This is a genomic window from Nocardioides sp. F233 (assembly GCF_057813895.1).
This window is the reverse complement of the sequence record NZ_JBVASH010000005.1, coordinates 305171-329485: the sequence shown is the minus strand read 5'-3', so window position 1 is coordinate 329485 and position 24315 is coordinate 305171. Positions and strand designations below refer to the sequence as shown.

The following is a 24315-nucleotide window of genomic DNA, read 5'->3' as shown; positions in this document are numbered from 1 at the left end:
GTCCTCAGAACTTCAGCAGGCTCGCGTCGTCGACCGAGGCCGAGCGACGGGTCCGGAAGATGGTCATGATGATCGCGAGCCCGACCACGACCTCGGCCGCGGCCACCACCATCACGAAGAAGGCGGCGATCTGGCCGTCGAGGTTGCCGTGCTGGTGGGCGAAGGCGACGAAAGCAAGGTTGCAGGAGTTGAGCATCAGCTCGACGCACATGAACACGACGATCGCGTTGCGCCTGGTGAGCACCCCGATCGACCCGATGGTGAAGAGGATCGCGCTCAGCACGACGTACTCAGTCATCGGACTCCTCCTCAACCCCGAGCTGGTCCTTGATCGCCTCGATGTCCTTGAGGCCGGTCTTCTGCATCGTGCCGCGGGCCGCGAGCACCCGGGAGACCGACGCGGGCGCCGGGCTGCCGTCGGGCAGCAGGGCCGGGGTGTCGACCGCGTTGTGGCGGGCGTAGACACCCGGTGGCGGCAGCGGGCCGAGGTGGGCGCCGGTCTCGGCGTACGCGCGGATCTTGTCGGCGGCGATGCTCGCCTGGGTGCGCTTCGGGGTGAGCCGCTCGCGGTGGGCCAGCACCATCGCGCCGACTGCGGCGGTGATGAGCAGGGCGCTGGTGGCCTCGAAGATGAAGACGTAGCGCGAGAACAGCAGGTCGGCCAGGGCCTGGACGTTGCCGCCCGCGTTGGCCTCGTCGAGTCCGACCGCGGTGCCGAAGGTGAGCTGGGTCAGGCCGACCACCATCACCACGACGAACGCGAGGCCGACCAGCCAGGCCAGCGGCCGCTGGCCCTTGATCGTCTCGACCGTGGAGTCGGAGGCGTCGACGCCGACCAGCATCAGCACGAAGAGGAACAGCATCAGGATCGCGCCGGTGTAGACGATGATCTGCACCGCGAAGAGGAACGGCGCCTCGAGGACGGCGTACAGCACGGCGAGGCTGATCATCACCACGGCCAGCAGCAGCGCGGCGTGAACCGCCTTGCGCACGAACAGGATGCCGAGCGCGGCGAGCACCATGATCGGCGCGAGGACCCAGAAGGCGGTCACTGCTCGGCCCCCTTGAACTCGCCCCGGTAGTAGTCCTCGTCCGTGCCGAGCAGCTGGGCGTGGGGCGGCTGCTCCATGCCCGGCAGCAGCGGCGCCAGCAGGTCGGACTTCTCGTAGATCAGGCTGGCGCGGCTGTCGTCGGCGAGCTCGTACTCGTTGGTCATCGTCAGCGCCCGGGTAGGGCAGGCCTCGATGCACAGCCCGCACAGGATGCAGCGCAGGTAGTTGATCTGGTAGACGCGGCCGTAGCGCTCTCCGGCGCTGTAGCGCTGCGAGTTCCCCTCGGCGTCGGGCTGGTCGACGTTCTCGGCACCCTCGACGTAGATCGCGTCGGCGGGGCAGGCCCAGGCGCACAGCTCGCACCCGACGCACTTCTCGAGGCCGTCGGGCCAGCGGTTGAGCTGGTGACGGCCGTGGAAGCGCGGCGCGGTGGGGAACTTCTCCTTGGGGTACTGCTCGGTGACGACCTTGCGGAACATCGTCCGGAAGGTGACGCCGAACCCGGCGACCGGGTCCCAGAACTGCTCCTTGAGCGTCGGGCCCTTCTCCTGTGGCTGGTCAGCCATTGCTCACCCCTGCGTCGCGGACGGTCTCACTGACGTTGTCGGACGTGCGGAACACCAGCGGCGCGGCGGCACCGCGCACGGCACCGCCCGCGGGCATCGGCGGCACCGGGAAGCCCCCGGCACGCGGCCGGACCGGCTCGGCGGCGGCCTCCTCGTCCTTCTCCGGGACGAAGAAGGACACCAGCAGGACCACCAGCAGCACGCCGGCCAGGATCAGCCAGAACTGCGGGTTGGTGCCGAAGCTCTCGCCGAACACGCCCTCGTTGCGGGCGGCCCGCATCGTGGCGACCGCGACGATCCACACCAGCGAGACGGGGATCAGCCGCTTCCAGCCGAACGCCATGAACTGGTCGTAGCGCAGTCGCGGCAGCGAGCCGCGCAGCCAGATGAAGACGAAGATGAAGCCGAGCACCTTGCCGAAGAACCAGAGCACCGGCCAGTAGCCCTCGTTGGCGCCGGCCCACACGTGGTCGATCCAGAACGGCGCGTGCCAGCCGCCCAGGAAGAGGGTGGTCGCGAGCGCGGAGACGGTCGCCATGTTGATGTACTCGGCGAGGAAGAACAGCGCGAACTTCAGGCTGGAGTACTCGGTGTGGAAGCCGCCGACCAGCTCGCCCTCGGCCTCGGGGAGGTCGAACGGCGCCCGGTTGGTCTCGCCGACCATGGCGATCGTGTAGATCACGAACGACGGCAGCAGGATCAGCCCGAACCACCAGTCGCCCTGCGCGGCGACGATCTCGCTGGTCGACATCGAGCCGGCGTACATGAACACCGCGACCAGCGCGAGGCCCATGGCGACCTCGTAGGAGATCATCTGCGCGCTCGAGCGCAGACCACCCAGCAGCGAGTACGTCGAGCCGCTGGACCAGCCGCCGAGGACGATGCCGTAGATGCCGATCGAGGCGATCGCCATCACGAAGAGCACGGCCACCGGCATGTCGGTGAGCTGCAGCGGCGTCCGGTGCCCGAAGAAGCTCACCTCCGGCCCGAACGGGATGACGCTGAACGTCACGAACGCCGGCACCACGACGATCACCGGGGCGAGGACGAAGACCACCTTGTCGGCGGCCTTGGGGATCAGGTCCTCCTTGAAGGCCAGCTTCACGCCGTCGGCCAGCGACTGCAGCAGGCCGAAGGGGCCGTGCACGTTGGGGCCGATCCGGTGCTGCATCCGGGCCACGACCCGGCGCTCCCACCAGATGTTGAACAGCGTGAGCAGGACCAGGATGACGAAGATCAGCAGGGTCTTGAGCCCGACGACCCACCAGGGGTCCTTGCCGAACAGTGCGAGCGACTCGTTCACCCGTGCACCCCTTCCGCTCCCGTGATGGTGACCGTGGCGCCCGCGGACGCCAGGTCGGCGAGGACACCGTTGCCGACCGAGTTGGCCGGCACCCAGACCACGCCCTCGACGAGGTCGTCGCAGATCTCGGCCGGCAGCGTCATCGAGCCGCGGTCACCGGTGAGGGTGACGGTCGGCCCGTAGCGGTCGAAGTCGGCCGGCGTGACGAGCGCGACCGGCGTGCGGGCCGTCGCCTTGAGGAACTTGTCGCCGTCCTGGAGCGAGCCGTTGTCGAGCAGCTGCTTCCAGGTCGCGAGCCTGACCGTCCCCGAGCTCGTCGAGAAGTCCTCGTGAGGAACGAGCGAGGACGTATCGAGACGCGTCCGCTCGCCGTCCCACGGTCCGAGCTGGGCCATCTCGGCGCGGACCTCGTCGACGGTGCGGAAGCCCAGCGGGCTGCCCATCTCGTCGGCGATGCCGGCCAGGGCGCGCAGGTCGGGCAGCGACGCCGGGTGGTGGAGCGCGGCCTCCCAGCTGCGGACCCGGCCCTCCCAGTTGACGAAGGTGCCGGCCTTGTCGGCGGTCGGCGCGACCGGGAAGACCACGTCGGCCCGGTCGGTCACCTCGGTACGACGCAGGTCGAGCGCGACCACGAACCCGGCAGCGTCGATCGCTGCGCGGGTGGCGGCGGGGTTGCTCGTGTCGTCGGGGTCGACGCCGGCGATCACGAGGCCACCCAGCGTCCCGTCGAGGAGCGCCTCGACGATCCCGTCGGCGCTGCGACCCTCGGTCTCGGGCAGGTGCTCGACGCCCCAGGCGGCGGCGACGTCGACCCGGGCCCGGGCGTCGTCGACAGGGCGACCGCCGGGCAGCAGGGTGGGCAGGCAGCCGGCCTCGAGCGCCCCACGGTCACCCGCGCGGCGCGGGACCCAGGCCAGGCGGGCTCCGGTGGAGCCGGCGACCTCGGCGGCGGCGCTCAGCGCGCCGGGCACCGTGGCGAGCCGCTCCCCCACCAGCACGACGCTCGTGGCGTCCAGCTCGCCGGCGAGGGCGCGCAGCGCGGTCGGCTCGTCGCCGGGCGCGGTCGGGACCACACGGGCGGACAGCTTCGCCAGGCCGCGGGTCGTGAACGGCGCGAGGCTGATGACCTCGGTGCCGCCGGCGCGGACCGACTTGCGCAGCCGCAGGAAGATCGCGGCGGCCTCGTCCTCGGGCTCCAGGCCCACGAGGACGACCTTCGCCGCCGACTCCAGGTCGTCGTACGTGACACCGCCGTTGCCGGGGCCGGTCAACACGACGCTGGTGGCGAGGAAGGCCGCCTCCTCGGCGGAGTGCGGGCGAGCCCGGAAGTCGATGTCGTTGGTGCCGAGCGCGACCCGGGCGAGCTTGCCGTAGGCGTAGGCGTCCTCGGCGCTGAGCCGGCCGCCGGTCAGCACGCCGACGCCGCCGGCCTCCTTCGCGGCGGCGAGTCCGCGGGCCGCGACCGTGAAGGCCTCGGGCCAGGACGCCGGCCGCAGGGAGCCCCGTCCTCCATCAGGCAGGGTGTCGCGGACCTGCGGGTAGCCGATCCGGTCGTCGCCCTGCGTGTAGGCGAAGGCGAACCGGTCCTTGTCGCTGATCCACTCCTCGTTGACGGCCGGGTCGTTGCCGGCCTGACGGCGCAGCACGGTGCCGCGGCGGTGGTCGACGCGGATCGCGGAGCCGCACGCGTCGTGCTCGGCGATGCCCGGCGTCGAGACCAGGTCGAACGGGCGGGAGCGGAAGCGGTACTGCTCGGAGGTGAGGGCACCGACCGGGCAGATCTGGATGACGTTGCCGGAGAAGTACGACAGGAAGGGCGCGTCCTCGGCGATGCCGATCTGCTGCTGGGCGCCGCGCTCGACGAGCGCGATGAACGGGTCGCCGGCGATCTCGTCGGCGAACCGGGTGCAGCGCTGGCACACGATGCAGCGCTCGCGGTCGAGCAGCACGGTCGGCGAGAGGTTGATCGGCTTGGGGAAGGTGCGCTTCACGCCGCGGTTGCGGTCGTCGGAGAAGCGGGACTCGCCCTGCCCGTTGGACATCGCCTGGTTCTGCAGCGGGCACTCGCCGCCCTTGTCGCAGACCGGGCAGTCGAGCGGGTGGTTGATGAGCAGTAGCTCCATCACGCCCTGCTGCGCCTTGTCGGCGACCGGGCTGGTGACCTGGGTGCTGACGACCATGCCCTCGGCGACCGGCAGCGTGCAGGAGGCCTGCGGCTTGGGGAAGCCGCGGCCGTTGCCGGCGTCGGGGACGTCGACCAGGCACTGGCGGCAGGCACCGACCGGCGCGAGCAGCGGGTGGTCGCAGAACCGCGGGATCTGCACACCGACCTGCTCGGCGGCCCGGATCACCAGGGTGTCCTTGGGAACGCTGACCTGGACGCCGTCGATGGTGACGGTGACCAGGTCGGTCTTCTCGACGCCTCCGCTGGTTGAGCCTGTCGAAACCGTCATGCCGAGACCTCCGTTCCGGACCAGGCCGTCGACCGCGCGGGGTCGAACGGGCAGCCACCCTGCGCCAGGTGCGCGAGGTACTCGTCGCGGAAGTGCTGGATCGAGCTCGACACCGGGCTGGTGGCACCGTCGCCGAGCGCGCAGAACGAGCGGCCGAGGATGTTGTCGCACTGGTCGAGCAGCTGGTCGAGGTCGGCCTCGCTGCCCTGTCCGTTCTCGAGGCGGGTGAGCGCCTGGACCAGCCACCAGGTGCCCTCGCGGCAGGGCGTGCACTTGCCGCAGGACTCGTGCTTGTAGAACTCGGTCCAGCGCAGGACGGCGCGGACCACGCACACGGTCTCGTCGAAGATCTGCAGGGCGCGGGTGCCGAGCATCGAGCCGACCGCGCCGACGCCCTCGAAGTCGAGGGGTACGTCGAGGTGCTCGGCCGTGAGCAGCGGGGTGCTCGAGCCGCCGGGGGTCCAGAACTTCAGCTGGTGGCCCTCGCGGATGCCGCCGGCGAGGTCGAGCAGCTCGCGCAGCGTGATGCCGAGCGGCGCCTCGTACTGGCCGGGCTTCTGGACGTGGCCGGACAGCGAGAAGATGCCGTGCCCCTTGGACTTCTCGGTCCCCATCGAGCCGAACCAGGCGGCGCCGTTCTTGACGATCGCCGGGACCGACGCGATCGACTCGACGTTGTTGATGACCGTCGGGCTGGCGTAGAGGCCGGCGACGGCGGGGAAGGGCGGGCGCAGCCGCGGTTGTCCGCGGCGGCCCTCGAGGCCCTCGAGGAGGGCGGTCTCCTCGCCGCAGATGTAGGCGCCGGCGCCGGCGTGGACGACGACGTCGAGGTCGTAGCCGGAGCCGTGGATGTTCGTGCCGAGGTGGCCGGCGGCGTACGCCTCGGCGACGGCGGCCTGCACCCGGCGGATGACGTGCACGACCTCGCCGCGGATGTAGATGAACGCCTTGTTGGCGCGGATGGCGTAGGAGCTGATGATGACGCCCTCGACGAGGACGTGGGGGTTGCCCATCATCAACGGGATGTCCTTGCAGGTGCCCGGCTCGGACTCGTCCGCGTTGACCACGAGGTACTTCGGCTTCGGGTTGTCCTGCGGGATGAACGACCACTTCATCCCGGTCGGGAAGCCGGCGCCGCCACGGCCGCGCAGGCCGCTGTCCTTCACGGCGGTGATGACGTCGTCGGGGCTCATCGCGAACGCGACGTCGAGGGCGGAGTAGCCACCCTTGCCGGCGTACGTCGCGAGCTTCCAGGACTGCTCGGCGTCCCAGATGTCCGTGAGGACCGGGGTCAGCACGTCGCTCATGCTCCGCTCTCCTTGGCCTCGACGGCGGGGGCGGCCGCCGGGTCGGGGGCGTGCCAGCCGCGCTCGCGGGCGATCTCGAGACCGGCGATCGAGGCGGGGCCCGCGGAGGGGCCCTCGTCGACGCGGCCGTCGGGGAAGCCGGCGAGCACCCGCTCGGCCTCGCGCCAGGTGCAGAGCTTGGGGCCGCGGGTCGAGCTGACCTCGTGGCCGGCGCGGAGCGCCTCGACCACCTGGACCGCCGACTCGGGGGTCTGGTTGTCCATGAACTCCCAGTTGACCATCATCACCGGCGCGTAGTCGCAGGCGGCGTTGCACTCGATGTGCTCGAGGCTGACCGTGCGGGAGTCGCCCTGGCGCTGGACGGCGACCTCGTCGTTGCCGATGTCGAGGTGGTCCTTGAGCCGGGCGAAGATCGCGTCGCCACCCATCACCGCGCACAGCGTGTTGGTGCAGACGCCGACGTGGTAGTCGCCGACGCCGTGGCGCTTGTACATCGTGTAGAACGTCGCGACGCCGTTGACCTCGGCGGCGCTGATCTCGAGGATCGCGGCGCAGGCCTCGATGCCCTCGGGGGTGATCCGGCCCTGCACCGACTGCACGAGGTGCAGCATCGGCAGCAGGCCCGAGCGCGGCTCGGGGTAGCGCTCGGCGATCTCGCGCAGCTCGGCGATCGTCTTGTCGTCGAGGGGCTGGGTGCTCATCGGTCGACGCCTCCCATGACCGGGTCGATGCTCGCGATGGCGACGATGACGTCGGCGATCTGGCCGCCCTCGCTCATCACGCCCATCGCCTGGAGGTTGTTGAACGACGGGTCGCGGAAGTGCGCCCGGAAGGGACGGGTGCCGCCGTCGGAGACGACGTGCGCGCCGAGCTCGCCGCGCGGCGACTCGACAGGTACGTAGGCCTGGCCGGCCGGGACCCGGAAGCCCTCGGTCACCAGCTTGAAGTGGTGGATCAGGGCCTCCATCGACTCGCCCATGATGTGGCGGATGTGGTCGAGGCTGTTGCCCATGCCGTCGCTGCCGATGGACAGCTGGCTGGGCCAGGCGATCTTCTTGTCGGCGACCATGACCGGTGCCCCCTCGAGCTTCGCCAGCCGGTCGGCGGCCTGCTCGATGATCTTGAGGGACTCGTGCATCTCGTTGAGGCGCACCCGGAACCGGCCGTAGGAGTCGGCGGTGTCCCAGGTCTGCACGTCGAAGTCGTAGGTCTCGTAGCCGCTGTAGGGCTGCGCCTTGCGCAGGTCGAAGCCGTAGCCGGTGCTGCGCAGCACCGGGCCGGTCAGGCCGAGCGCCATGCAGCCCTCGAGGTCGAGGTGGCCGACGTTGTCCAGGCGGGCCTTGAAGATCGGGTTCGCGTTGCACAGCGCGGCGTACTCCGGCAGGCGCTTCTTCATCAGGGCCACGAAGGAGCGGATCTCGTCGAGGGCGCCGGGCGGCAGGTCCTGGGCGACACCGCCGGGACGGATGAACGCGTGGTTCATCCGCAGGCCGGTGATCAGCTCGAACAGGTCGAGGACCAGCTCACGCTCGCGGAAGCCGATGGTCATCACCGTCAGGGCGCCGATCTCCATGCCGCCGGTGGCGATGCACACCAGGTGGGAGGAGATCCGGTTGAGCTCCATGAGCAGGACCCGCATGATCTGGGCCTTCTCCGGAACTGTGCTGTTTCCTTGGCCGTCCTCGATGCCGAGCAGTCGCTCGACGCCCAGCACGTAGGTCATCTCGTTGAAGAACGGGGCGAGGTAGTCCATCCGGGTGCAGAACGTGACGCCCTGCGTCCAGGAGCGGTACTCCATGTTCTTCTCGATGCCGGTGTGCAGGTACCCGATGCCGCAGCGGGCCTCGGTGACCGTCTCGCCCTCGATCTCGAGGATGAGCCGGAGCACGCCGTGCGTCGACGGGTGCTGCGGGCCCATGTTGACGACGATCCGCTCGGCGGCGTCGGCGTCGCCCATGTCGGCGGCGATCTCGTCCCAGTCCTGGCCGGTGACCGTGAAGACCTTGCCCTCGGTGGTCCCGGTGCCGTCGGCGTAGAAGTCGGTGCTCATCAGTTGTAGCTCCTCCGCTGGTCCGGCGGTGGCACGCTGGCGCCCTTGTACTCGACGGGGATGCCGCCGAGCGGGTAGTCCTTGCGCTGCGGGTGGCCCGGCCAGTCGTCGGGCATCAGGATCCGGGTCAGCGCCGGGTGGCCGTCGAACTGCAGGCCGAACATGTCCCAGGTCTCCCGCTCGTGCCAGTCGGCCGCGGGGTAGACCGGGACGAGGGACGGCAGGTGCGGGTCGCTGTCGGGTACGGCGACCTCGACCCGGACCCGGCGGTTCCAGGTGAACGACATCAGGTGGTAGACCGCGTGCAGCTCGCGTCCGGTGTCGCCCGGGTAGTGCACGCCACTCACGCCCGAGAGCAGCTCGAAGCGCAGGCTCGGGTCGTCGCGGAGCTTCTTCGCCACCTCGACCAGGTGGTCGCGGTGCACGTGGAAGGTGATCTCGCCGCAGTGGATCACGACCTGCTCGATCAGCGGGTCGAGGACGTCGGCGACGGCGTCGAACCAGCCGCCGTAGGGACGCTGCGCGGCACCGGGCAGGACCACGGGAGCCACCAGGCCGCCGTACCCGCTGGTGTCGCCGGAGCCCTGCACGCCGAACATGCCGTGGCGCTCGCCGACCGCGCGGACCTCGACCTCGGCGGCCGGGGCGTCCTCGGTCTCGGCGACCTCGCCGGTCGAGCCTGTCGAAACCTCGTCGCTCACCGGAGCATCCCCCTCATGTCGCTCGTCGGCAGGGCGACCAGGCCCTCGGCCTCGAGCTCGCGGATCTGGGCCTGACGGTTGGCACCGAGCGGGGTGTGCTGGACCTTGTCGTGGAGCTTGAGGATCGCGTCGATGAGCATCTCCGGGCGCGGCGGGCAGCCCGGGAGGTACATGTCGACGGGGACGACGTGGTCGACGCCCTGGACGATCGCGTAGTTGTTGAACATGCCGCCGCTGCTGGCGCACACGCCCATCGCGAGAACCCACTTGGGCTCGGCCATCTGGTCGTAGATCTGGCGCAGCACCGGGGCCATCTTCTGGCTGACCCGACCGGCCACGATCATCAGGTCGGCCTGGCGCGGGCTGGCCCGGAAGACCTCCATGCCGAACCGGGCGAGGTCGTACTTCGGGCCGCCGCTGGTCATCATCTCGATCGCGCAGCACGCGAGCCCGAAGGTCGCGGGCCAGAAGCTGGCCTTGCGCATGTAGCCGGCCAGGCCCTCGACCGTGCTCAGCAGGACTCCGCTCGGGAGCTTCTCTTCGACGCCCATCAGATCAGTCCCAATCCAGTCCGCCGCGACGCCAGACGTACGCATAGGCCACGAAGACCGTGGCGATGAACAGGACCATCTCGATCAGCCCGTACCAGCCCATGGCGTCGAAGCGCACGGCCCACGGGTAGAGGAAGACGATCTCGATGTCGAAGACGATGAAGAGCATCGCGGTGATGTAGTACTTCACCGGGAAGCGGCCCGTCAGCGCCTGGGGAGTCGGCTCGATGCCGCACTCGTAGGAGTCGTACTTGGCGCGGTTGTAGCGCCGCGGCCCCACCATCGTGCTCATGACGACCGACCCGACCGCGAACAACGCGGCCAGTGCCGCCAGCACCAGTACCGGCGTGTAGAGCTCCATGAGCCTCCCTCTCGTGATCTTGTGAACAGAATCACTAGTGGCGTGTCACACATCCTGCCACTGCCCGGAGACCTCGTCACAGGGGGGTGGTCATCAGGGGTTCCCGGCACGCTCGGGTACGCCGGCACCGGCCCTGACCTGCGGATTTAACAAACGAGAGGGTTGCGTAATTCAGCGTGCGAGATGGTGCAGCCAGGCATCCGGGACCAGCTGGCGCGGGAGAGTGACCCACTGCCGGTCGACCGCGTCCCGGGCCAGCACGACGACCGGCCCCGGCACCACCTGGGTCAGGCGCTCCCAGGGCAGGTCGCTGGCCCCGACCGCCGTCTCGAGCCGCAACGTGTCGTGGGTCGCCTCCGCCGCCACCGTGGCACCGACCGGGTAGGCGGCGAGCAGCATCCTGCGCACCGACGATCGGGCCGACAGCCAGAACCAGGTCCCCATGACCACCCCGGTCGCCGGGCCGAGGAGCAGGCCCGGCGTGCCCCAGCGAGCCGAGCCGAGCACGGCCATGCCGCAGCCGAAGAGGACCACGACGTAGAGCGCGAGCTTGCGCCACAGGCGCCAGGTCGACGTACGGACGAGGGCGGTCTGCTCCTCGCTGGTGACCGTCCACTCGACACGGTCGGCGGGCGAGTCCACGGGCTCGTCCGTCAGGCGGTGGCGCGGTGCAGGGCGACGATGCCGCCCGACAGGTTGCGCCACTCCGGCTTCGTCCAGCCGGCCTCGGCGATCAGGTCGGCCAGGCCGCGCTGGTCGGGCCAGGCCCGGATCGACTCGGCCAGGTAGACGTAGGCGTCGGGGGCCGAGGAGACGGTGCGGGCCACGGTCGGCAGTGCCTTCATCAGGTACTCGATGTAGACCGTGCGCCACGGGCTCCACGTGGGGTGGCTGAACTCGCACACCACCAGCCGGCCGCCGGGCTTGGTGACCCGGCGCATCTCGGCGAGGCCGGCCAGCGGGTCCACGATGTTGCGCAGTCCGAAGGAGATCGTGACCGCGTCGAAGGTCGCGTCGCGGAACGGGAGCTTCGTGCCGTCCCCGGCGGTGAAGGGCAGGTGGGGCAGCTGCTTCTTGCCCACCTGGAGCATGCCGATCGAGAAGTCGCACGGCACGACCTCGGCGCCGGCGTCGAGGAACGGCTGGCTGGAGGTACCGGTGCCGGCGGCGAGGTCGAGCACCCGGTCGCCGTACGACGGGTCGACCGCGGCCAGCACGTCGCGCCGCCAGCGACGGTCCTGCCCGAAGGACAGGATGTCGTTGGTCAGGTCGTAGCGTCGCGCGACCGTGTCGAACATCCGGCGGACGTCGGCGGGCTGCTTGTCGAGGGCTGCACGGGCCACGCCGGTCAGGCCTTTCCGGTGAGCTCGAGCACCTTGTCGACGTACGACGCGACCTCGTTGGGCGTGAGGCCGTTGGTGTAGAGGTCGTAGGTGAGGCCGTCGACCTCCTTGCGGCACTGGACGCGGTAGTCGGCGCCCGTGGGCTTCTGGCCGGTGGGCGTGCCGGTGGTCTGGTCGACCGGCTCGTTCCACGCGACGGCGCAGTGGCTGCCGCGGATGACCTCGAGCGTGTAGTGCGAGCCCGACTCGTCGACGACGAACGGACCGCTCGGGTTGACCAGGCCGGCGTCGCCGGGGATGACCGTCACCGCGATCTGGGCGGGGATGGACTGCGAGGACGCGGACGCAGCCGGCACGTCGATGTACGCACGCACGGCGGCGGAGTCGTACTGCTTGGCCAGGATCTTGCGGGTCTCCGCCTCCGACTTCGCGGCGCGGTCGGTGAAGGTCTTGATCTGCGCAGCCTGGTCGGGCGAGGTCGCCCCGGCCTGCTCCGGCGTGATCGCCTGGAGCGCGACGAAACGGTCGTCGAGCTTGGTCGGCAGCGAGGGCACCGCGGCCGTGTCGTCGACGACCTTCGGCAGGCCGACGCCGAAGCCCACGGCTCCGGCGAGGAGGAGGACGCCGGTGGTGGCGCCCACGACGGTGGATCGAGCGATCGGCATCAGGCCATCATGCCGGGTCATCCTGAGCGTCTGCTGACCGGGCCGGTCAGAGAGATCCGGTCCTCAGAGGTCGGTGCCGTCGGCCAGTCGCGCGTACTCCTGGCCGGCCGCCTCCAGGAACCGGCCGAACTGGGCGTCGGCGACACCGAGCCCCTCCGGCGAGAACACCCGGTCGTGGATCGCGACGTTGCGCGCCGCACCCACCTCGCGGGCGAAGTCGACGCCCTCGGAGACCCGCATCCACGGCGCGCACACCGGCGCCAGGAGCACGTCGACCGTGACACCCGGCGGGATCAGCGCGTCACCGGGGTGGAAGACCGTGCTCTCCCCCGCGGTCAGCAGGTAGCCGCTGTTGTGGAAGCGCGGCAGCTCCGGGTGGATCACCGCGTGCAGCTCGCCCACGGCGCGGACCGCGATGTCGCCGATCGTCCAGGCCTCGTCGGGCGCGACCACGGTGACCCGCTCGAGCAGGTCGGGCGCGTGCTCGCGGATCTGGGCCGCGACCGCGTCGATCGTGAAGATCGGCGCATCCGTGGCGCGCAGGTGGTCGGGCGCGTAGTGGTCGACGTGCTCGTGGGTGATCAGCACCGCGTCCACACCCTCGACCGACTCGCGCTGGCTCCAGACGCCGGGGTCGAGGACGAGCGTCGTACCGGCGTGCTCGAGCCGGACCGCGGAGTGACCGAACTTGGTGAGACGCATGAAGCCCACGGTAGTCCTGGGCTGTCGGGTGCGGGCTCAGCCGGTCTGGTGGTGCACGTAGCACCAGCGCCAGTCCTCGTCCGGCTCGACCGAGCGGATGACGGGGTGCTGGGCAGCGCGGAAGTGGGCAGTGGCGTGCCGGCTCGGGGACGAGTCGCAGCAGCCGACCTGACCGCAGGACAGACACATCCGCAGGGCGACCCAGCGGGTGCCCTCGGCGACGCACTCGGCACACACCAGGTCGTCCGGCGGGTCGAGGAGCGGCGTGCTGGCGAGGTGCTCGCAGCCGTCGTTGCGCTGGACGCGGCTGGTGGCGCGCAGGTCGGCGCGGGCGGCCTCGGCGGCGTCGAGCATGGACTCCTCGACGTCGAGCATGGCCAGCACCTCACTGACGATCTCCGAGGGCACCGATCCGGTGGACCGGATCTCCAGCACCCGGCGGCGCTCGGCCTCGATCATCTCGCCGCGCCATCGGGAGTAGAGGTCGCTCGGGCTCTCCTCGCCCTCGGTGGTGCCGAGCCGCTCCCAGGCCGCGAAGTTGCGCTGCTCGATGCGCTGGACGATCAGGGCACGGACCTGGTGCGGGTCGTCGCAGTCGGCGGCCAGCTCGTCGAGCCGGTGGATACCGGCCTTCGCGGCCTGCTGCAGCAGGGTGGCCCGGGCGAGGGCGTCGTCGTGCGGGTCGGGCGACGGGACGTGCAGCTTGCGGGCGATCAGCGGCAGGGTCAGGCCCTGCCCGAGCAGGGTGCCGGCCACGACCGTGAAAGCCACGATCAGCAGCACCTCCCGGTGGGCCGTGTGCTCGGGGACGGTGAACGCCGCGGCCAGGGTGACCACGCCGCGCATGCCGGCCCAGCCGATGAGGAACGAGTAGCGCCACGAGCGCTGCTCCCCGGTCACCGGGTCCGGGCCGTGGCGGAACAGGAACGCCTGGCCGGCGAACACCCACGTCATCCGCAGCACCACGACGGCCACGAACGCGGCGGCACAGGCGGCGGCGATGGTCCCGGCCCCGAACTCGCTCTTGTCGACCTCGCCGAGCAGCCAGTCGGCCTGCAGCCCGATGAGGAGGAAGACCGTGTTCTCCAGGACGTAGGCGATCGTGCGCCAGTTCATCCGCTCCGCGATCCGCGACTGCGCGGTCTGCAGCACCGGCGCGACGTGCCCGAGCGCGAGGCCCGCGACGACGACCGCGACCACACCGGACGCGTGGATCTCCTCGGCCACGATGTACGCCGCGAACGGGATCACCAGCGAGATGGCGGTGTCCATCAGCGGGTCGGTGATCTTCTTGCGCAGGAAGCCGACGACCACGAAGGTCAGCGCGCCGATCGCCACGCCACCACCTGCTGCGATGACGAAGTCGCGCCCGACCTGCCAGGCGGTGACCGTCGTACCGATGGCGGTGACGGCGGCCCGCAGCGCGACCAGGGCGCTCGCGTCGTTGAACAGCGACTCGCCCTCGAGGATCGTGACGATCCGCCGTGGCAGCCCGATCCGGCGGCCGATCGCGGTCGCGGCGACGGCGTCGGGCGGCGCGACGACCGCTCCGATCGCGAGCGCCAGGGGCCACTCGACGTCCGGGATCACCAGGCGGATGACCGCCGCGACGCCGAAGGTCGTGAAGGCGACCAGGCCCACGGAGAGCAGCAGGATCGGGCGCCGGTTGGCGTTGAAGTCGACGAGTGAGGTGTTGACCGCCGCGGAGTACAGCAGCGGCGGCAGCAGGCCGAGCAGCACGACCTCGGGCTCGAGACGCAGCTCCGGCACGCCGGGGACGTACGACGCCGCGACGCCCACCACCACGAGGGCCAGCGGCGCCGGGAGCTCGACGCGCTCCGAGATCGCGGTGACGGTGAGCACCGTTGCCGCGATGGCGACGAGCAGGAAGGCGATCTCCACGGGTCAGGCCCCCTGGGTTGCGAGTTCGGTGGCGAGGGCGCGGATCCGCAGGTCCAGCTCGCGTCGTCCCTCACGGGACACGACGGCCTCGACGACCTCGATGCCGCCGTTGGGGCTGGCCAGCGCCTGGTCCAGCTCGGGGCGCGAGGTGACCCGCAGGTGCGGGATCCGCGCGGCCGCGCAGAGGCTGGCGAGGTCGTGTCCGTGCGGGGTGCCGAAGAGCCGCTCGAAGGAAGCGGCGTGCTCGGGGGCGCCCTGCTCGAGCATCGAGAAGATCGCGCCCCCGTCGTCGTTCGGTACGACGATCGTCAGGTCCGGGCGGGGTTCGTGGGGCCCGAGGACGAGTGCGGTCTGGTCGTGGAGGAAGGTCAGGTCCCCCATCAGCGCGAGGTTCCGGGCGCCGTCGGGGCGACCGAGCGCGGCACCGATGGCGGTGCTGATGGTGCCGTCGATGCCGGCGAGGCCACGGTTCGCGATGACCTTGCGGTGGGTGCCGACCGCGGGCGGGCGGGCCATGATGTCGAGGTCGCGGATCGGGCTCGAGGCGCCCACGACGAGCAGGCCGCCGGCGGGGAGGGCGGCATGGGTGGCCGCCGCGACGTCGTACGGCGTCAGCGCGGGCTGCTCCGCCAGCAGCTGGTCGATGCGCCGCCCGAGCTCGCGGTCCGGCGTACGCCAGGCGTCGAGCCAGGCCGGGTCGTCCGGCTGGTCGCCGGCCCAGGTCGGCCCCTCGATCGTGCGGGACCCGTCGGGTCGCACCGGCCACACGCCGGGGCCGGGCACCACGAGGACCTCGACGTCCGCGCGCTCCAGCAGCCGGGTCACCGGCCGGGACAACGTCGGCCGCCCGAACACCACGACCCGCTCGATCCGCGCCCCGAGGTCGGTGCCGAGCAGCAGGCGGTAGGTGCGCAGCGCGTTCTCGCCGGTCCGCGAGCCGCTGGAGGGCTCGGCGAACAGCGGCCAGCCGGCCGCCTCGGCCAGCTGCCGCGCCCGCTGGCTCGCGTCATCCCCTGCCACCACGACCGTCCGCGGCCCCGGGGTGAGCGGGTTCTCGCGTCGCACCTGACGAATGGGTTGTGATTCAGGCTGAATCGCAGCCCATTCGTCAGGTGCGACGGGGAGAGGCGGCACGAGCGGGGTGTCGAGCTGCAGGTTGAGGTGGACGACGGCGTCCCACGGGACGGGGACGGCCGCGAGGGCGGAGACCGAAGCGATGTCGTACGTCGACACGAGGCCGCCGAAGATGCCGACCTGGTCGGTGGTCTGGTTGGCGCCGGTGCCGCGCAGCCGGGCGGGCCGGTCGGCCGAGACGATCACCAGCCCGACGCCGGCGTGCAGGGCCTCCAGCACGGCCGGGTGCAGGTTGGCGACGGCGGTGCCGGAGGTGGTGAGGACGGCGGCCCGGGCACCCGACTTCGTCAGGCCGAGCGCGAGGAAGCCGGCCGTGCGTTCGTCGATCCGGGTGTGCAGCCGGAACACGCCGGCCTGCGCGGCGGCCCAGAGCGCCATCGCCAGCGGGGCGTTGCGCGATCCGGGGGCGACCACGACCTCGCTCACGCCGGCCCGCCGCAGCCGGTCGACGAGGGCGTCCGCGAGCGCGAACGAGCTGTCCGTCATGGACGCTGATCCTTCCGCACCGCCCGCACCTCCGCGAGCCGGGCCTCCCAGTGCGCCACGCGCTCGGGCGTGGCCGCGAGGGCGTCGAGCCGCGCGTCCTCCACGGCAGGTCGTACGACGGGCAGCGCGCCGTCGACCGGCAGCAACGAGTCGTCCACGACGTCGCCGGTGAGCAGCTGCACCGTGGCCAGCCCGCAGGCGTACGGCAGCTCGGGCAGCGCAGCGGCGAGCGCGACACCTGCCGCGATCCCGACCGAGGTCTCCAGCGCGCTCGACACCACGACGGGCAGGCCGATCCGCTCGGCGATCTCCAGGCACGCGCGGACGCCGCCGAGGGGCTGCACCTTGAGTACCGCGATGTCGGCGGCGTCGAGCTCGCGCACGCGGTAGGGGTCCTCGGCGCGGCGGATCGACTCGTCGGCCGCGACCGGCACGGACACCCGGCGCCGCACGAGCGCGAGGTCCTCGACGGACGCGACCGGCTGCTCGGCGTACTCCAGGCCGCCGGCGGCCCGGTCCAGCCGGCCGATCGCGGCGACCGCCTCGTCGACGGACCAGCCTCCGTTGGCGTCGACACGGATCCGGCCGCCCGGGCCGAGGGTGTCGAGCGCGTCGCGCACCGCCTCCAGCCGGGCCTCCTCCTCGGCGAGGCCCTGCCCCGGCTCGGCGACCTTGACCTTGGCGGTCCGGCAGCCGCCGGCGAGCACGATCTCGTGCGCCCGCTCGGGCCCGACCGCCGGCACGGTCACGTTGACCGGCACCCGGTCGCGCAGGGGTGCGGGCCACAACCCCGCCGCGGCCTCCTCGGCGCAGCGCAGCCACGGCTCGGCCACCTCCGGCGGGTACTCCAGGAACGGGCTCCACTCCCCCCACCCCGCGGCCCCGGGCAGCAGCACGGCCTCGCGCACGGTGATGCCGCGGAACCGGATCCGCATCGGGATCGAGACGACCCTCATCGCGCCGCCTGGTCTCGTGACGGTTGCTTCGCAACCTCCTCGACCTCCGGATGCCGGAGCAGCGCCTGCCGGTCGGGCTTCCCGTTGGGCAGCAGCGGGATCGCGTCGAGCCGGACCACCTGCCGCGGCGCCCAGGCCCGCGGGTGCGCGGAGCTCACCCAGTCCCGCAGCTCGTCCAGCCCGGCCGCGCCCACGACGAAGGCCACGACCCGGTTCCCCCACTCCGGATCCGGTACGCCGAGCACCTCGGCCGCGCTCAGGCCGGCATGCCCGCGCAGCCGCTCGGCCACCGCCGGCCCGGGCACGTTGAGCCCGCCCGTGACGATCACGTCGTCGACCCTCCCGACCACGACCAGCCGCCCGTCCTCGTCGAGACGGCCGGCGTCGGAGGTCAGGAACCAGCCTCCGACGAGCACCTCCGCGGTCAGGTCCGGCCGGCCGTCGTACCCGGTGAAGAGGGTCGGCCCGGCGATCCGGATCCGGCCGCTCTCGCCCAGGGCGACGGCGACCCCGTCGAGCGGCATCCCGTCGTACACGCACCCGCCGGCGGTCTCCGCCGAACCGTAGGTCGCGACGACGTGCACCCCGGCGTCCGCGGCCCGGGAACGCAACGAGGCGCCGATCGGGCCACCACCGAGCAGCACCGTGTGCGCCCGCCGCAACGCCGCGAGGTCCTCGACGGAGGACAGCATGCGGGTCAGCTGGGTCGGCACGAGAGAGACGAACCACCCGTCCCCGGCCGGCCAGCCGTCGCGCTCCAGCACCGTCGGCTCGTGGCCCGCGACCAGCGAACGGACGAGGACCTGCAGCCCGGCGACGTACGACGGCGGCAGGGCCAGCACCCACGGTCCGCTCGCTCCCAGCCGCGCGGCCGAGGCCCGGACGGACGCGAGCACCGCGGCCCGCGGGACCCGCACCCGCTTGGGCTGCCCGGTCGACCCGGACGTGGCGACGACCAGGTCGACGTCGTCGGGACCGTCGAGCCAGGCGCGCGCCTGCGCGACCACGCTGTCAGGCGTTCCGTCGGGCGACCAGAAATCCACGCGACAGACGCTAGTCCCCGGCGGGAGGATGTCGGCGATGAGCACCCCTCTCTCGGGCGATCCACGCGGGTTCTTCGCCCGCCTGATGCCACCTGCCGGTCTCCCGCGACGACTCGCCACCCAGGGCATGGTCTTCGCGCTCGGCGAGAGCGCGTTCATGACGGGCAGCGCGGTCTTCCTCACCAAGGTCGTCGGCATGTCCGCGGGCCGCGCCGGCCTGGCGCTGACGATCATGGGCATCGCCCAGTTTGCGTTCTCCTACCCGGCGGGACGGATCATCGACCGCGTCGGACCCAAGCGGATCTGGGCGGCCCAGGCGGTGGCCCGCGCGCTGGTGTTCCTCGCGCTCCCGTTCGTCGACGGGTTCGGCCAGTACGTCGTCGCAGCTGCCGTGATGGGCGCCTTCACCGCCTTCGGCCGGTCGAGCCACCAGGCCTACGTCTACGACGTCCTGCCGCCCGAGACCCGGGTCCAGACGCAGTCCTACATGTACTCCTGGCTCAACATCGGCCACACCTTCGGCGCGCTGGTCGGCGGCCTCGCGCTCGCCACGGACAGCCTCGAGGTGATCCGGTGGACCCCGGTCGTCACGGCCGCACTGATGGCGCTCAACGCCGTGGGCATCACCCGGCTGCCCGCCGCGCCCCACGACCTGCGCGTGTCGAGCGGCGAGGTCCGCGCCCGGCCGACCGGCCCCGGTCCGCTGCGCAACATCGGCTGGATCCTCACGACCTTCTTCCTGGGCGTGATGTGGACCAACCAGATCCTGCTCAACGTCGTGATCCCGCTGTGGCTCGTGGAGGCCACCGACGCGCCGCAGGTCCTGCTCGCCTGGCTGTTCGGCACCAACACGGTGCTGTGCATCTCCTGCCGGCCTACACCTCGAAGGGCGTGCGGACCCTCGACGACGCCCTGCGCTACGCGTGGATCTCCTCGGCCTTCTTCGTGACCTCGTGCGTCATCACGATGATCACCCACTCGACGATCGGCCTGATCACCGTGCTGCTCGTCTGGCTCGGGCACGTCACCGTCACCGGGGCCGAGCTCGCGATCTCGGCGGCCAGCTGGTCGTTCGAGGCCGAGCTGTCCGACCCCGGCCGGCGCGGCGAGTACCAGGGCGTCCAGGAGGTCGCCGGCGCACTGGGTTTCCAGTGGTCGCCCGCGCTCTACACCTTCCTCGCCCTGACCTGGGGCGCCGAGGGCTGGCTGGTGATCGCCGCGATCATCCTCGTCGCCTCGATCGGGCTGGGGCCCTCGGTGCGCGCGGCGCAACGGTTCGCCGAGCGGAACTTCCGTGCTGTCGACGCCGAGGAGCCCACGCCGACGCCTACGGCGTGAGCAGCTCCCGCACCCGCTCGAGCACGCGACGCGCGGTGTCGTACTCCTCCTCGCCGAGCTCGTCGCGGAACCTGCGATCGAGCTCGATGATGTGGTCGAAGCCCGCCTGGGCGACCTGCTTTCCGTAGGCGGTGAAGGTCACCAGCTTGGCCCGGCCGTCCGCCGGGTCTGCGACCATCTCGAGGATGTCGAGCCGGACCAGGTCGCGCACCGCCTCGCCCATCGACTGACGGGTGATCCCGGCGCGGGCGGCCATGTCGGCCGCGCGCGCACCCCCGGGCGGCAGGGTCGCGAACACCGCGTTGTGCGCGGGCGTGAGCTCGCTGAACCCGGCGCGGTGGGCACTGGCGATCATGTCGGCGCGCCCGGCCTGGACCCGGCGGTCGACGCGACCATCGGGCTGGTCGCCGCAGCGCAGGAGCTCGGCGTCGCCGTCCGGGTCTGCACGCCCGAGGACCTGGCGGTGCGTGCCGGCCGGGTGGTCGCCCGGGCCACCCCGGTGACGCTCGGTCCGCGCGCCCGTGGAGTCGACCACCGCTGGCTGGTGAGCACGCCCTGGTGCCACGTCGGGTTCCCGGAGACCGTCGACGTGGCCGACGCTGCCCAGCTCGTGCTGCTGCGGATCGACCCCCCGGTCGACGCGCGGTACCTGCACACGACGTACCTCCTCGACCTCGTGGAGGCCGCCGGAACCCGTGTCGTCAACCGGCCCGAGGGCGTGCGCGCCCTGCACGAGAAGCTGGTCGCGCTGCACTTCCCCGAGCTGTGCCCGCCGACCCTGGTGAGCCCGGATCCCGCTCAGGTACGGCGGTTCGTGGCCGAGCACGGCGCCGTGGTCGTGAAGCCGGTCGACGGGTTCGGCGGCCTCGACGTGTGGCTGCTCCACGACGACGCGGCCGCCCGGGCGCTGGCCGAGTCGGCAACCGCCGGCGGCCGCCGGCACGTGATCGCCCAGGCCCATCTCGGTTCCGTCGCCGCTGGCAACAAGCGGCTCTTCCTCGTCGACGGCGAGGTGATCGGCGCGGTCCTGCGGCACCTCGAGCCCGGCGACTTCCGGATCGGGCCGCCGTCCGCCCCCGCGAGCGTCGACGCCACCGACCGGCGCATCGTCGCCGCGGTCGCTCCCCTGCTCGCCCGTCACGGCATCGCCGTCGCCGGCCTCGACGTGATCGACGGCCGGCTGATCGAGGTCAACGTCACCTGCCCCGGCGGCACGAGCAAGACCGACGCCCTGCTGGGCACCGACCTGTCCGGCGCGACCCTGCGCCGGCTCCTCCCGAACGTCCTCCCGAGAGTAGAGGCCCTCGCATGAGCACCATCGTGATCACCTGCATCGCCCTGATGGGCATGCTGCTGTTCGTCCTCGGCGCCAACGTCACCCGGCACCGCCGCCACCACGGCCCGGTTCGTGCACGCCTTCGGCATGCTCACGTCGAGGACGCTGGCCGCGCACGGCCCGGTCCGCGACTCCGGCGCGATGCTGACCTACCTGTCCGGCATCGCGCTCGGCGTGACGGCACTCGTCGCGATGTGACCCGGATCCCCCGGAAGTCCTTCGACAGCCGGCGGGTGCCGGGCATAGGTTCTCCTCTCGATGCCCACCCTTCTCTCGGACCGGGTCGCTCGCCTCGCCGGCCCCACCCCGCTCGTCCGCCGCCTGTCCGGCCAGTCCGTCCTCTCCGCCTTCGGCGACGGGGTGTTCCTCGCCGGCAGTGCGGTGTTCTTCACCCAGATCGTCGGGCTGTCCGCGGCCCAGGTCGGCCTGGGGCTGTCGGTGGCGGGACTGGCGACCTTCCTGCTCGCCGTACCACTGGGCAAGCTCTCCGACCGGTACGGCGCCAAGCGGGTCTGGGCGATCGCCTCGCTGGTCGAGGCACTGCTCTACCTGGCGTGGCTGGCGGTCGGCGGACTGCTCACGTTCATCGCGATGATGATCGTGCTCGAGAACGTGACCTCGGCCAGCCGGTCGGCCCGCAACGCCTACCGCTTCGACGTCTTCCCGCGTGAGGAGCGCGTCTCGTCCAACGCGTACTTCCGCGCCGCCCGCAACGTCGGCTACACCCTCGGTGCGCTGCTCGCCGGCATCGCGCTGGCGACCAACGACGACCACGTGATCCGCGCCGTACCGCTGGCGACCGCCGCGCTGCTCGTCCTCAACGCGACGCTCGTCTCCCGGCTGCCCTCGGTCGCGCACCACGCCGAGGAGGCGCCGCTCGAGGAGGTCCTCGACACGGTCGTCGACGGTGGGCAAGGTGACCGGCGCAGCGCGCTGCGCAACAAGGGGTACGTCGCGATGGCGGTCTGCGGCGGCATCCTCGGCACCCACCAGGTGCTGCTCAACGTCGTGATCCCGCTGTGGCTGGTCGAGGAGACCGACGCGCCACACGTGCTGGTGGCGTGGCTCTTCGGCACCAACACGGTGATGGCGGTGCTGCTCCAGGTCGCGGCCGCCCGCGGCGTCACGACGGTCGCCGACTCGCTGCGCGCCCAGCGGCGCGGGGCGTTCTTCTTCGTCCTGTCCTGCGGGATCGTGCTGGTCACCCACGACACCGTCGGCTGGGTGACCATCGCGCTGGTCTGGATCGGCCACGTCACGGTGACCGGCGCCGAGCTGTTCCAGTCGGCCGGCGAGTGGGGCCTGCAGGCCGAGCTGTCCGACCCCGCACGACGCGGCGAGTACCAGGGTGTCTCGCAGCTCGGCTACACCCTCGGCACGGTCTGGGCGCCCGCGGCGTACACCTTCCTCGCCATGGAGTGGGGCACGCCGGGCTGGTTCGTGATCGCCGGGATCGTCCTCGTCGCGGCCGTGCTCATCCACCCGGCGGCGCGGGCCGCCGAGCGGCACGTGACCCGGCTGGACGACACCGTGACCCAGCCTGCTTGAATCGACCGCTATGGCTACTGCAGCGCACTGGATCGCGGGCGCCCGCATCCGCACCCTCCCGGCCGCGGTCGCGCCGGTGGTCGTCGGCACCGCCGTCGCCGTGTACGACGACCGCGGGGTCTGGTGGAAGGCGCTGCTCGCCGCCGTGGTGAGCCTGGCCCTCCAGGTCGGCGTCAACTACGCCAACGACTACTCCGACGGCATCCGCGGCACCGACGACGAGCGGGTCGGCCCGCTGCGCCTGGTCGGATCCGGCCTCGCCAGCCCGGGCGCCGTGAAGCGAGCGGCGTTCCTGTCCTTCGGCGTCGCCGGCGTGGCCGGCCTGGTGCTCGCGGCCACCACGTCGTGGTGGCTGGTGCTCGTCGGCGCGGTCAGCGTGCTCGCCGCCTGGTACTACACCGGCGGCAAGAAGCCCTACGGCTACCTCGGTCTCGGCGAGGTCATGGTCTTCGTGTTCTTCGGCCTGGTCGCCGTCATCGGCACCACGTGGGTGCAGACCGAGCGCTGGGGCACCAGCGGCTGGGCCGCCCTCGCCGCCGGCACCGGTGTCGGCGCGCTGGCCTGCGCGATCCTGGTCGCCAACAACCTGCGCGACATCCCCACCGACAAGGTCGCCGGGAAGATGACCCTGGCCGTGCGACTCGGCGACCGTCGTACGCGTGGCTTCTACGCGGTCCTCGTGGGGCTCTCCGCCGCCGCCGTCGTCGTGCTCGCGGTGATCACCACCTGGTGGGCGCTGCTCGGCCTGGGCTTCCTGCTGCCCGCCGTCGCGGGGGCGCGGATCGTCCTCGGCGGCGCCCAGGGCCCCGCGCTCATCCCGGTGCTGCAGAAGACCGGTGTGGCCGAGCTGTTCTGGGCCGTGCTGGCCGGCGTCGGCCTGGTCGTGGGCTGAGGCTGGGCCTCAGTCCTCGCCGTCCTCCTTGGACCGCATCTCCTCGTACTTCTCGGTGATCCGGCCCGCGCGGTTCTCGACCTTCACCGCGAACGCCGAGCGCTGCCGCTCGAGCAGGAGGTACGACGCGACGCCGCTGATCAGGAAGGCGATCACGATGACCCACAGCACGTTGACGGTGTCGGCGAGGAGCAGCCAGACACCACCCACCACGCAGAACGCACCGACGAACAGGCCGGCCCGCAGGGCCGTGTAGATCCAGAACTCCTTCACCCGTCCAGCCTAGGCGCGAAGAGCCCGGAGAAGGTCATCGGGACGGGGCACGATCTCACCGCCCAGGTCCTACTCTGGAGACGTGAAGCTGTTGCTCGTCGTCCTCGTCTTCGCGGCCGTGACCTACCTCGCGGTCCGCTGGCTGCAGGACCACGGGAACGGCGACCAGCCGGCGCGGCGTCGTACGCCGAAGCCGCACCCGCCCACCCGTCCGGTCGCCCCGGACGACGACGAGGGCTTCCTGCGCGACCTCGAGTGGCGCCGCCGTCAGCAGGAGCGGCACCGCGACCGGCCGCAACCGCCGGACTCCCCCGACGCCTGACCCGGCCCGCCGACGGTTCAACTACCGAATT

Annotated in this window: 27 protein-coding genes; 6 read left to right on the top strand and 21 right to left on the bottom strand. The window is 71.7% G+C overall.

Translation table 11 applies throughout. The annotated features are described in order from the left end of the window. Positions 1–4: 4 nt before the first annotated feature. The 19 genes from nuoK to ACZYRU_RS20555 all read right to left on the bottom strand — a co-directional run bounded on the left by nuoK (position 5) and on the right by ACZYRU_RS20555 (position 18575). Positions 5–298, bottom strand: a complete 294-nt coding sequence (nuoK, locus tag ACZYRU_RS20645) for an NADH-quinone oxidoreductase subunit NuoK (protein ID WP_179729154.1) — start codon at positions 296–298, stop codon at positions 5–7. Then, positions 291–1022, bottom strand: coding sequence for an NADH-quinone oxidoreductase subunit J (locus ACZYRU_RS20640; protein WP_488959011.1), 732 nt, complete (start codon positions 1020–1022; stop codon positions 291–293). Before ACZYRU_RS20640 ends, nuoK begins: the two co-directional genes overlap by 8 nt. Before the next feature lie 26 nt (positions 1023–1048). Beyond that, a complete protein-coding gene (gene nuoI, locus ACZYRU_RS20635) occupies positions 1049–1618 on the bottom strand; it encodes an NADH-quinone oxidoreductase subunit NuoI (RefSeq protein ID WP_488958970.1) in 570 nt (189 codons plus the stop codon). Continuing rightward, positions 1611–2921: an NADH-quinone oxidoreductase subunit NuoH gene (nuoH, locus tag ACZYRU_RS20630; protein WP_488958969.1), complete on the bottom strand. Its 1311-nt coding sequence runs from the start codon at positions 2919–2921 to the stop codon at positions 1611–1613. The genes nuoI and nuoH overlap by 8 nt, the downstream gene beginning before the upstream one ends. After that, complete coding sequence (locus ACZYRU_RS20625; protein WP_488958968.1) at positions 2918–5374, bottom strand: NADH-quinone oxidoreductase subunit G; 2457 nt, start codon at positions 5372–5374, stop codon at positions 2918–2920. Before ACZYRU_RS20625 ends, nuoH begins: the two co-directional genes overlap by 4 nt. Then, positions 5371–6681: an NADH-quinone oxidoreductase subunit NuoF gene (gene nuoF / locus ACZYRU_RS20620; protein ID WP_488958967.1), complete on the bottom strand. Its 1311-nt coding sequence runs from the start codon at positions 6679–6681 to the stop codon at positions 5371–5373. The genes ACZYRU_RS20625 and nuoF overlap by 4 nt, the downstream gene beginning before the upstream one ends. Continuing rightward, a complete protein-coding gene (gene nuoE, locus ACZYRU_RS20615) occupies positions 6678–7382 on the bottom strand; it encodes an NADH-quinone oxidoreductase subunit NuoE (RefSeq protein ID WP_488958966.1) in 705 nt (234 codons plus the stop codon). Before nuoE ends, nuoF begins: the two co-directional genes overlap by 4 nt. Beyond that, entirely contained in the window at positions 7379–8731 is a 1353-nt protein-coding gene (locus ACZYRU_RS20610) for an NADH-quinone oxidoreductase subunit D (protein ID WP_488958965.1), read from the bottom strand. Before ACZYRU_RS20610 ends, nuoE begins: the two co-directional genes overlap by 4 nt. Further along, the gene (locus tag ACZYRU_RS20605; RefSeq protein ID WP_488958964.1) at positions 8731–9432 is read right to left on the bottom strand and encodes an NADH-quinone oxidoreductase subunit C; all 702 of its coding nucleotides are present in this window, start codon (positions 9430–9432) and stop codon (positions 8731–8733) included. The genes ACZYRU_RS20610 and ACZYRU_RS20605 overlap by 1 nt, the downstream gene beginning before the upstream one ends. After that, positions 9429–9983, bottom strand: a complete 555-nt coding sequence (locus ACZYRU_RS20600) for a NuoB/complex I 20 kDa subunit family protein (RefSeq protein ID WP_141800511.1) — start codon at positions 9981–9983, stop codon at positions 9429–9431. The genes ACZYRU_RS20605 and ACZYRU_RS20600 overlap by 4 nt, the downstream gene beginning before the upstream one ends. 4 nt (positions 9984–9987) lie before the next feature. After that, positions 9988–10344, bottom strand: coding sequence for an NADH-quinone oxidoreductase subunit A (locus tag ACZYRU_RS20595; protein ID WP_488958963.1), 357 nt, complete (start codon positions 10342–10344; stop codon positions 9988–9990). A gap of 171 nt (positions 10345–10515) precedes the next feature. Further along, complete coding sequence (locus ACZYRU_RS20590; protein ID WP_488958962.1) at positions 10516–10986, bottom strand: hypothetical protein; 471 nt, start codon at positions 10984–10986, stop codon at positions 10516–10518. A gap of 11 nt (positions 10987–10997) precedes the next feature. Further along, positions 10998–11687 carry a demethylmenaquinone methyltransferase gene (locus ACZYRU_RS20585; RefSeq protein WP_488958961.1) on the bottom strand — a complete coding sequence of 230 codons (690 nt, stop codon included), beginning with the start codon at positions 11685–11687 and terminating at the stop codon, positions 10998–11000. 5 nt (positions 11688–11692) lie between these two features. After that, positions 11693–12352: a hypothetical protein gene (locus tag ACZYRU_RS20580; protein WP_488958960.1), complete on the bottom strand. Its 660-nt coding sequence runs from the start codon at positions 12350–12352 to the stop codon at positions 11693–11695. Between the two features lie 63 nt (positions 12353–12415). Continuing rightward, positions 12416–13054, bottom strand: coding sequence for an MBL fold metallo-hydrolase (locus ACZYRU_RS20575; protein ID WP_488958959.1), 639 nt, complete (start codon positions 13052–13054; stop codon positions 12416–12418). A 36-nt stretch (positions 13055–13090) separates the two neighbouring features. After that, a complete protein-coding gene (locus tag ACZYRU_RS20570; RefSeq protein ID WP_488958958.1) occupies positions 13091–14956 on the bottom strand; it encodes a cation:proton antiporter domain-containing protein in 1866 nt (621 codons plus the stop codon). Between the two features lie 3 nt (positions 14957–14959). Continuing rightward, on the bottom strand, positions 14960–16576 hold the full coding sequence (gene menD / locus ACZYRU_RS20565) for a 2-succinyl-5-enolpyruvyl-6-hydroxy-3-cyclohexene-1-carboxylic-acid synthase (RefSeq protein ID WP_488958957.1): 1617 nt from the start codon (positions 16574–16576) through the stop codon (positions 14960–14962). After that, positions 16573–17532, bottom strand: coding sequence for an o-succinylbenzoate synthase (locus ACZYRU_RS20560; protein WP_488958956.1), 960 nt, complete (start codon positions 17530–17532; stop codon positions 16573–16575). Before ACZYRU_RS20560 ends, menD begins: the two co-directional genes overlap by 4 nt. Continuing rightward, complete coding sequence (locus tag ACZYRU_RS20555; protein WP_488958955.1) at positions 17529–18575, bottom strand: AMP-binding protein; 1047 nt, start codon at positions 18573–18575, stop codon at positions 17529–17531. The genes ACZYRU_RS20560 and ACZYRU_RS20555 overlap by 4 nt, the downstream gene beginning before the upstream one ends. A 37-nt stretch (positions 18576–18612) precedes the next feature. Here ACZYRU_RS20555 and ACZYRU_RS20550 point away from each other — a divergent pair, with 37 nt between their 5' ends. Then, a complete protein-coding gene (locus ACZYRU_RS20550; RefSeq protein WP_488958954.1) occupies positions 18613–19524 on the top strand; it encodes an MFS transporter in 912 nt (303 codons plus the stop codon). Beyond that, complete coding sequence (locus ACZYRU_RS20545; RefSeq protein ID WP_488958953.1) at positions 19467–19913, top strand: hypothetical protein; 447 nt, start codon at positions 19467–19469, stop codon at positions 19911–19913. The genes ACZYRU_RS20550 and ACZYRU_RS20545 overlap by 58 nt, the downstream gene beginning before the upstream one ends. Here ACZYRU_RS20545 and ACZYRU_RS20540 read toward each other — a convergent pair. After that, a complete protein-coding gene (locus tag ACZYRU_RS20540; protein WP_488958952.1) occupies positions 19903–20268 on the bottom strand; it encodes a MarR family winged helix-turn-helix transcriptional regulator in 366 nt (121 codons plus the stop codon). The two genes, ACZYRU_RS20545 and ACZYRU_RS20540, sit on opposite strands and share 11 nt — an antisense overlap. On the opposite strand from ACZYRU_RS20540, the gene ACZYRU_RS20535 reads away from it, so the two are divergent. The 3 genes from ACZYRU_RS20535 (at position 20251) to ACZYRU_RS20525 (ending at position 23689) form a co-directional block, all read left to right on the top strand. Beyond that, entirely contained in the window at positions 20251–21225 is a 975-nt protein-coding gene (locus ACZYRU_RS20535) for an ATP-grasp domain-containing protein (protein ID WP_488958951.1), read from the top strand. The genes ACZYRU_RS20540 and ACZYRU_RS20535 overlap by 18 nt on opposite strands. A 282-nt stretch (positions 21226–21507) precedes the next feature. Then, positions 21508–22797: an MFS transporter gene (locus tag ACZYRU_RS20530; RefSeq protein WP_488958950.1), complete on the top strand. Its 1290-nt coding sequence runs from the start codon at positions 21508–21510 to the stop codon at positions 22795–22797. A 10-nt stretch (positions 22798–22807) separates the two neighbouring features. Continuing rightward, positions 22808–23689, top strand: coding sequence for a 1,4-dihydroxy-2-naphthoate polyprenyltransferase (locus ACZYRU_RS20525; protein WP_488958949.1), 882 nt, complete (start codon positions 22808–22810; stop codon positions 23687–23689). Positions 23690–23698: 9 nt separating this feature from the next. On the opposite strand, the gene ACZYRU_RS20520 is transcribed toward ACZYRU_RS20525, so the two are convergent. Beyond that, entirely contained in the window at positions 23699–23962 is a 264-nt protein-coding gene (locus ACZYRU_RS20520) for a DUF4229 domain-containing protein (RefSeq protein WP_488958948.1), read from the bottom strand. An 82-nt stretch (positions 23963–24044) separates the two neighbouring features. Between ACZYRU_RS20520 and ACZYRU_RS20515 the strand changes: the two genes are divergently transcribed. Further along, on the top strand, positions 24045–24284 hold the full coding sequence (locus tag ACZYRU_RS20515; RefSeq protein WP_488958947.1) for a hypothetical protein: 240 nt from the start codon (positions 24045–24047) through the stop codon (positions 24282–24284). Positions 24285–24315 lie beyond the last annotated feature (31 nt).

Coding starts and splice junctions, on each gene's coding strand:
- ACZYRU_RS20575 (WP_488958959.1), bottom strand. CDS start 13,054: ATGCGTCTCACCAAGTTCGGTCACTCCGCGGTCCGGCTCGAGCACGCC.
- ACZYRU_RS20530 (WP_488958950.1), top strand. CDS start 21,508: ATGCCCACCCTTCTCTCGGACCGGGTCGCTCGCCTCGCCGGCCCCACC.
- ACZYRU_RS20550 (WP_488958954.1), top strand. CDS start 18,613: ATGAGCACCCCTCTCTCGGGCGATCCACGCGGGTTCTTCGCCCGCCTG.
- ACZYRU_RS20640 (WP_488959011.1), bottom strand. CDS start 1,022: ATGGTGCTCGCCGCGCTCGGCATCCTGTTCGTGCGCAAGGCGGTTCAC.
- nuoK (WP_179729154.1), bottom strand. CDS start 298: ATGACTGAGTACGTCGTGCTGAGCGCGATCCTCTTCACCATCGGGTCG.
- ACZYRU_RS20560 (WP_488958956.1), bottom strand. CDS start 17,532: ATGAGGGTCGTCTCGATCCCGATGCGGATCCGGTTCCGCGGCATCACC.
- nuoF (WP_488958967.1), bottom strand. CDS start 6,681: ATGAGCGACGTGCTGACCCCGGTCCTCACGGACATCTGGGACGCCGAG.
- menD (WP_488958957.1), bottom strand. CDS start 16,576: ATGACGGACAGCTCGTTCGCGCTCGCGGACGCCCTCGTCGACCGGCTG.
- ACZYRU_RS20610 (WP_488958965.1), bottom strand. CDS start 8,731: ATGAGCACCGACTTCTACGCCGACGGCACCGGGACCACCGAGGGCAAG.
- nuoE (WP_488958966.1), bottom strand. CDS start 7,382: ATGAGCACCCAGCCCCTCGACGACAAGACGATCGCCGAGCTGCGCGAG.
- ACZYRU_RS20625 (WP_488958968.1), bottom strand. CDS start 5,374: ATGACGGTTTCGACAGGCTCAACCAGCGGAGGCGTCGAGAAGACCGAC.
- ACZYRU_RS20595 (WP_488958963.1), bottom strand. CDS start 10,344: ATGGAGCTCTACACGCCGGTACTGGTGCTGGCGGCACTGGCCGCGTTG.
- ACZYRU_RS20580 (WP_488958960.1), bottom strand. CDS start 12,352: ATGCCGATCGCTCGATCCACCGTCGTGGGCGCCACCACCGGCGTCCTC.
- ACZYRU_RS20600 (WP_141800511.1), bottom strand. CDS start 9,983: ATGGGCGTCGAAGAGAAGCTCCCGAGCGGAGTCCTGCTGAGCACGGTC.
- ACZYRU_RS20525 (WP_488958949.1), top strand. CDS start 22,808: ATGGCTACTGCAGCGCACTGGATCGCGGGCGCCCGCATCCGCACCCTC.
- ACZYRU_RS20540 (WP_488958952.1), bottom strand. CDS start 20,268: ATGATCGCCAGTGCCCACCGCGCCGGGTTCAGCGAGCTCACGCCCGCG.
- nuoI (WP_488958970.1), bottom strand. CDS start 1,618: ATGGCTGACCAGCCACAGGAGAAGGGCCCGACGCTCAAGGAGCAGTTC.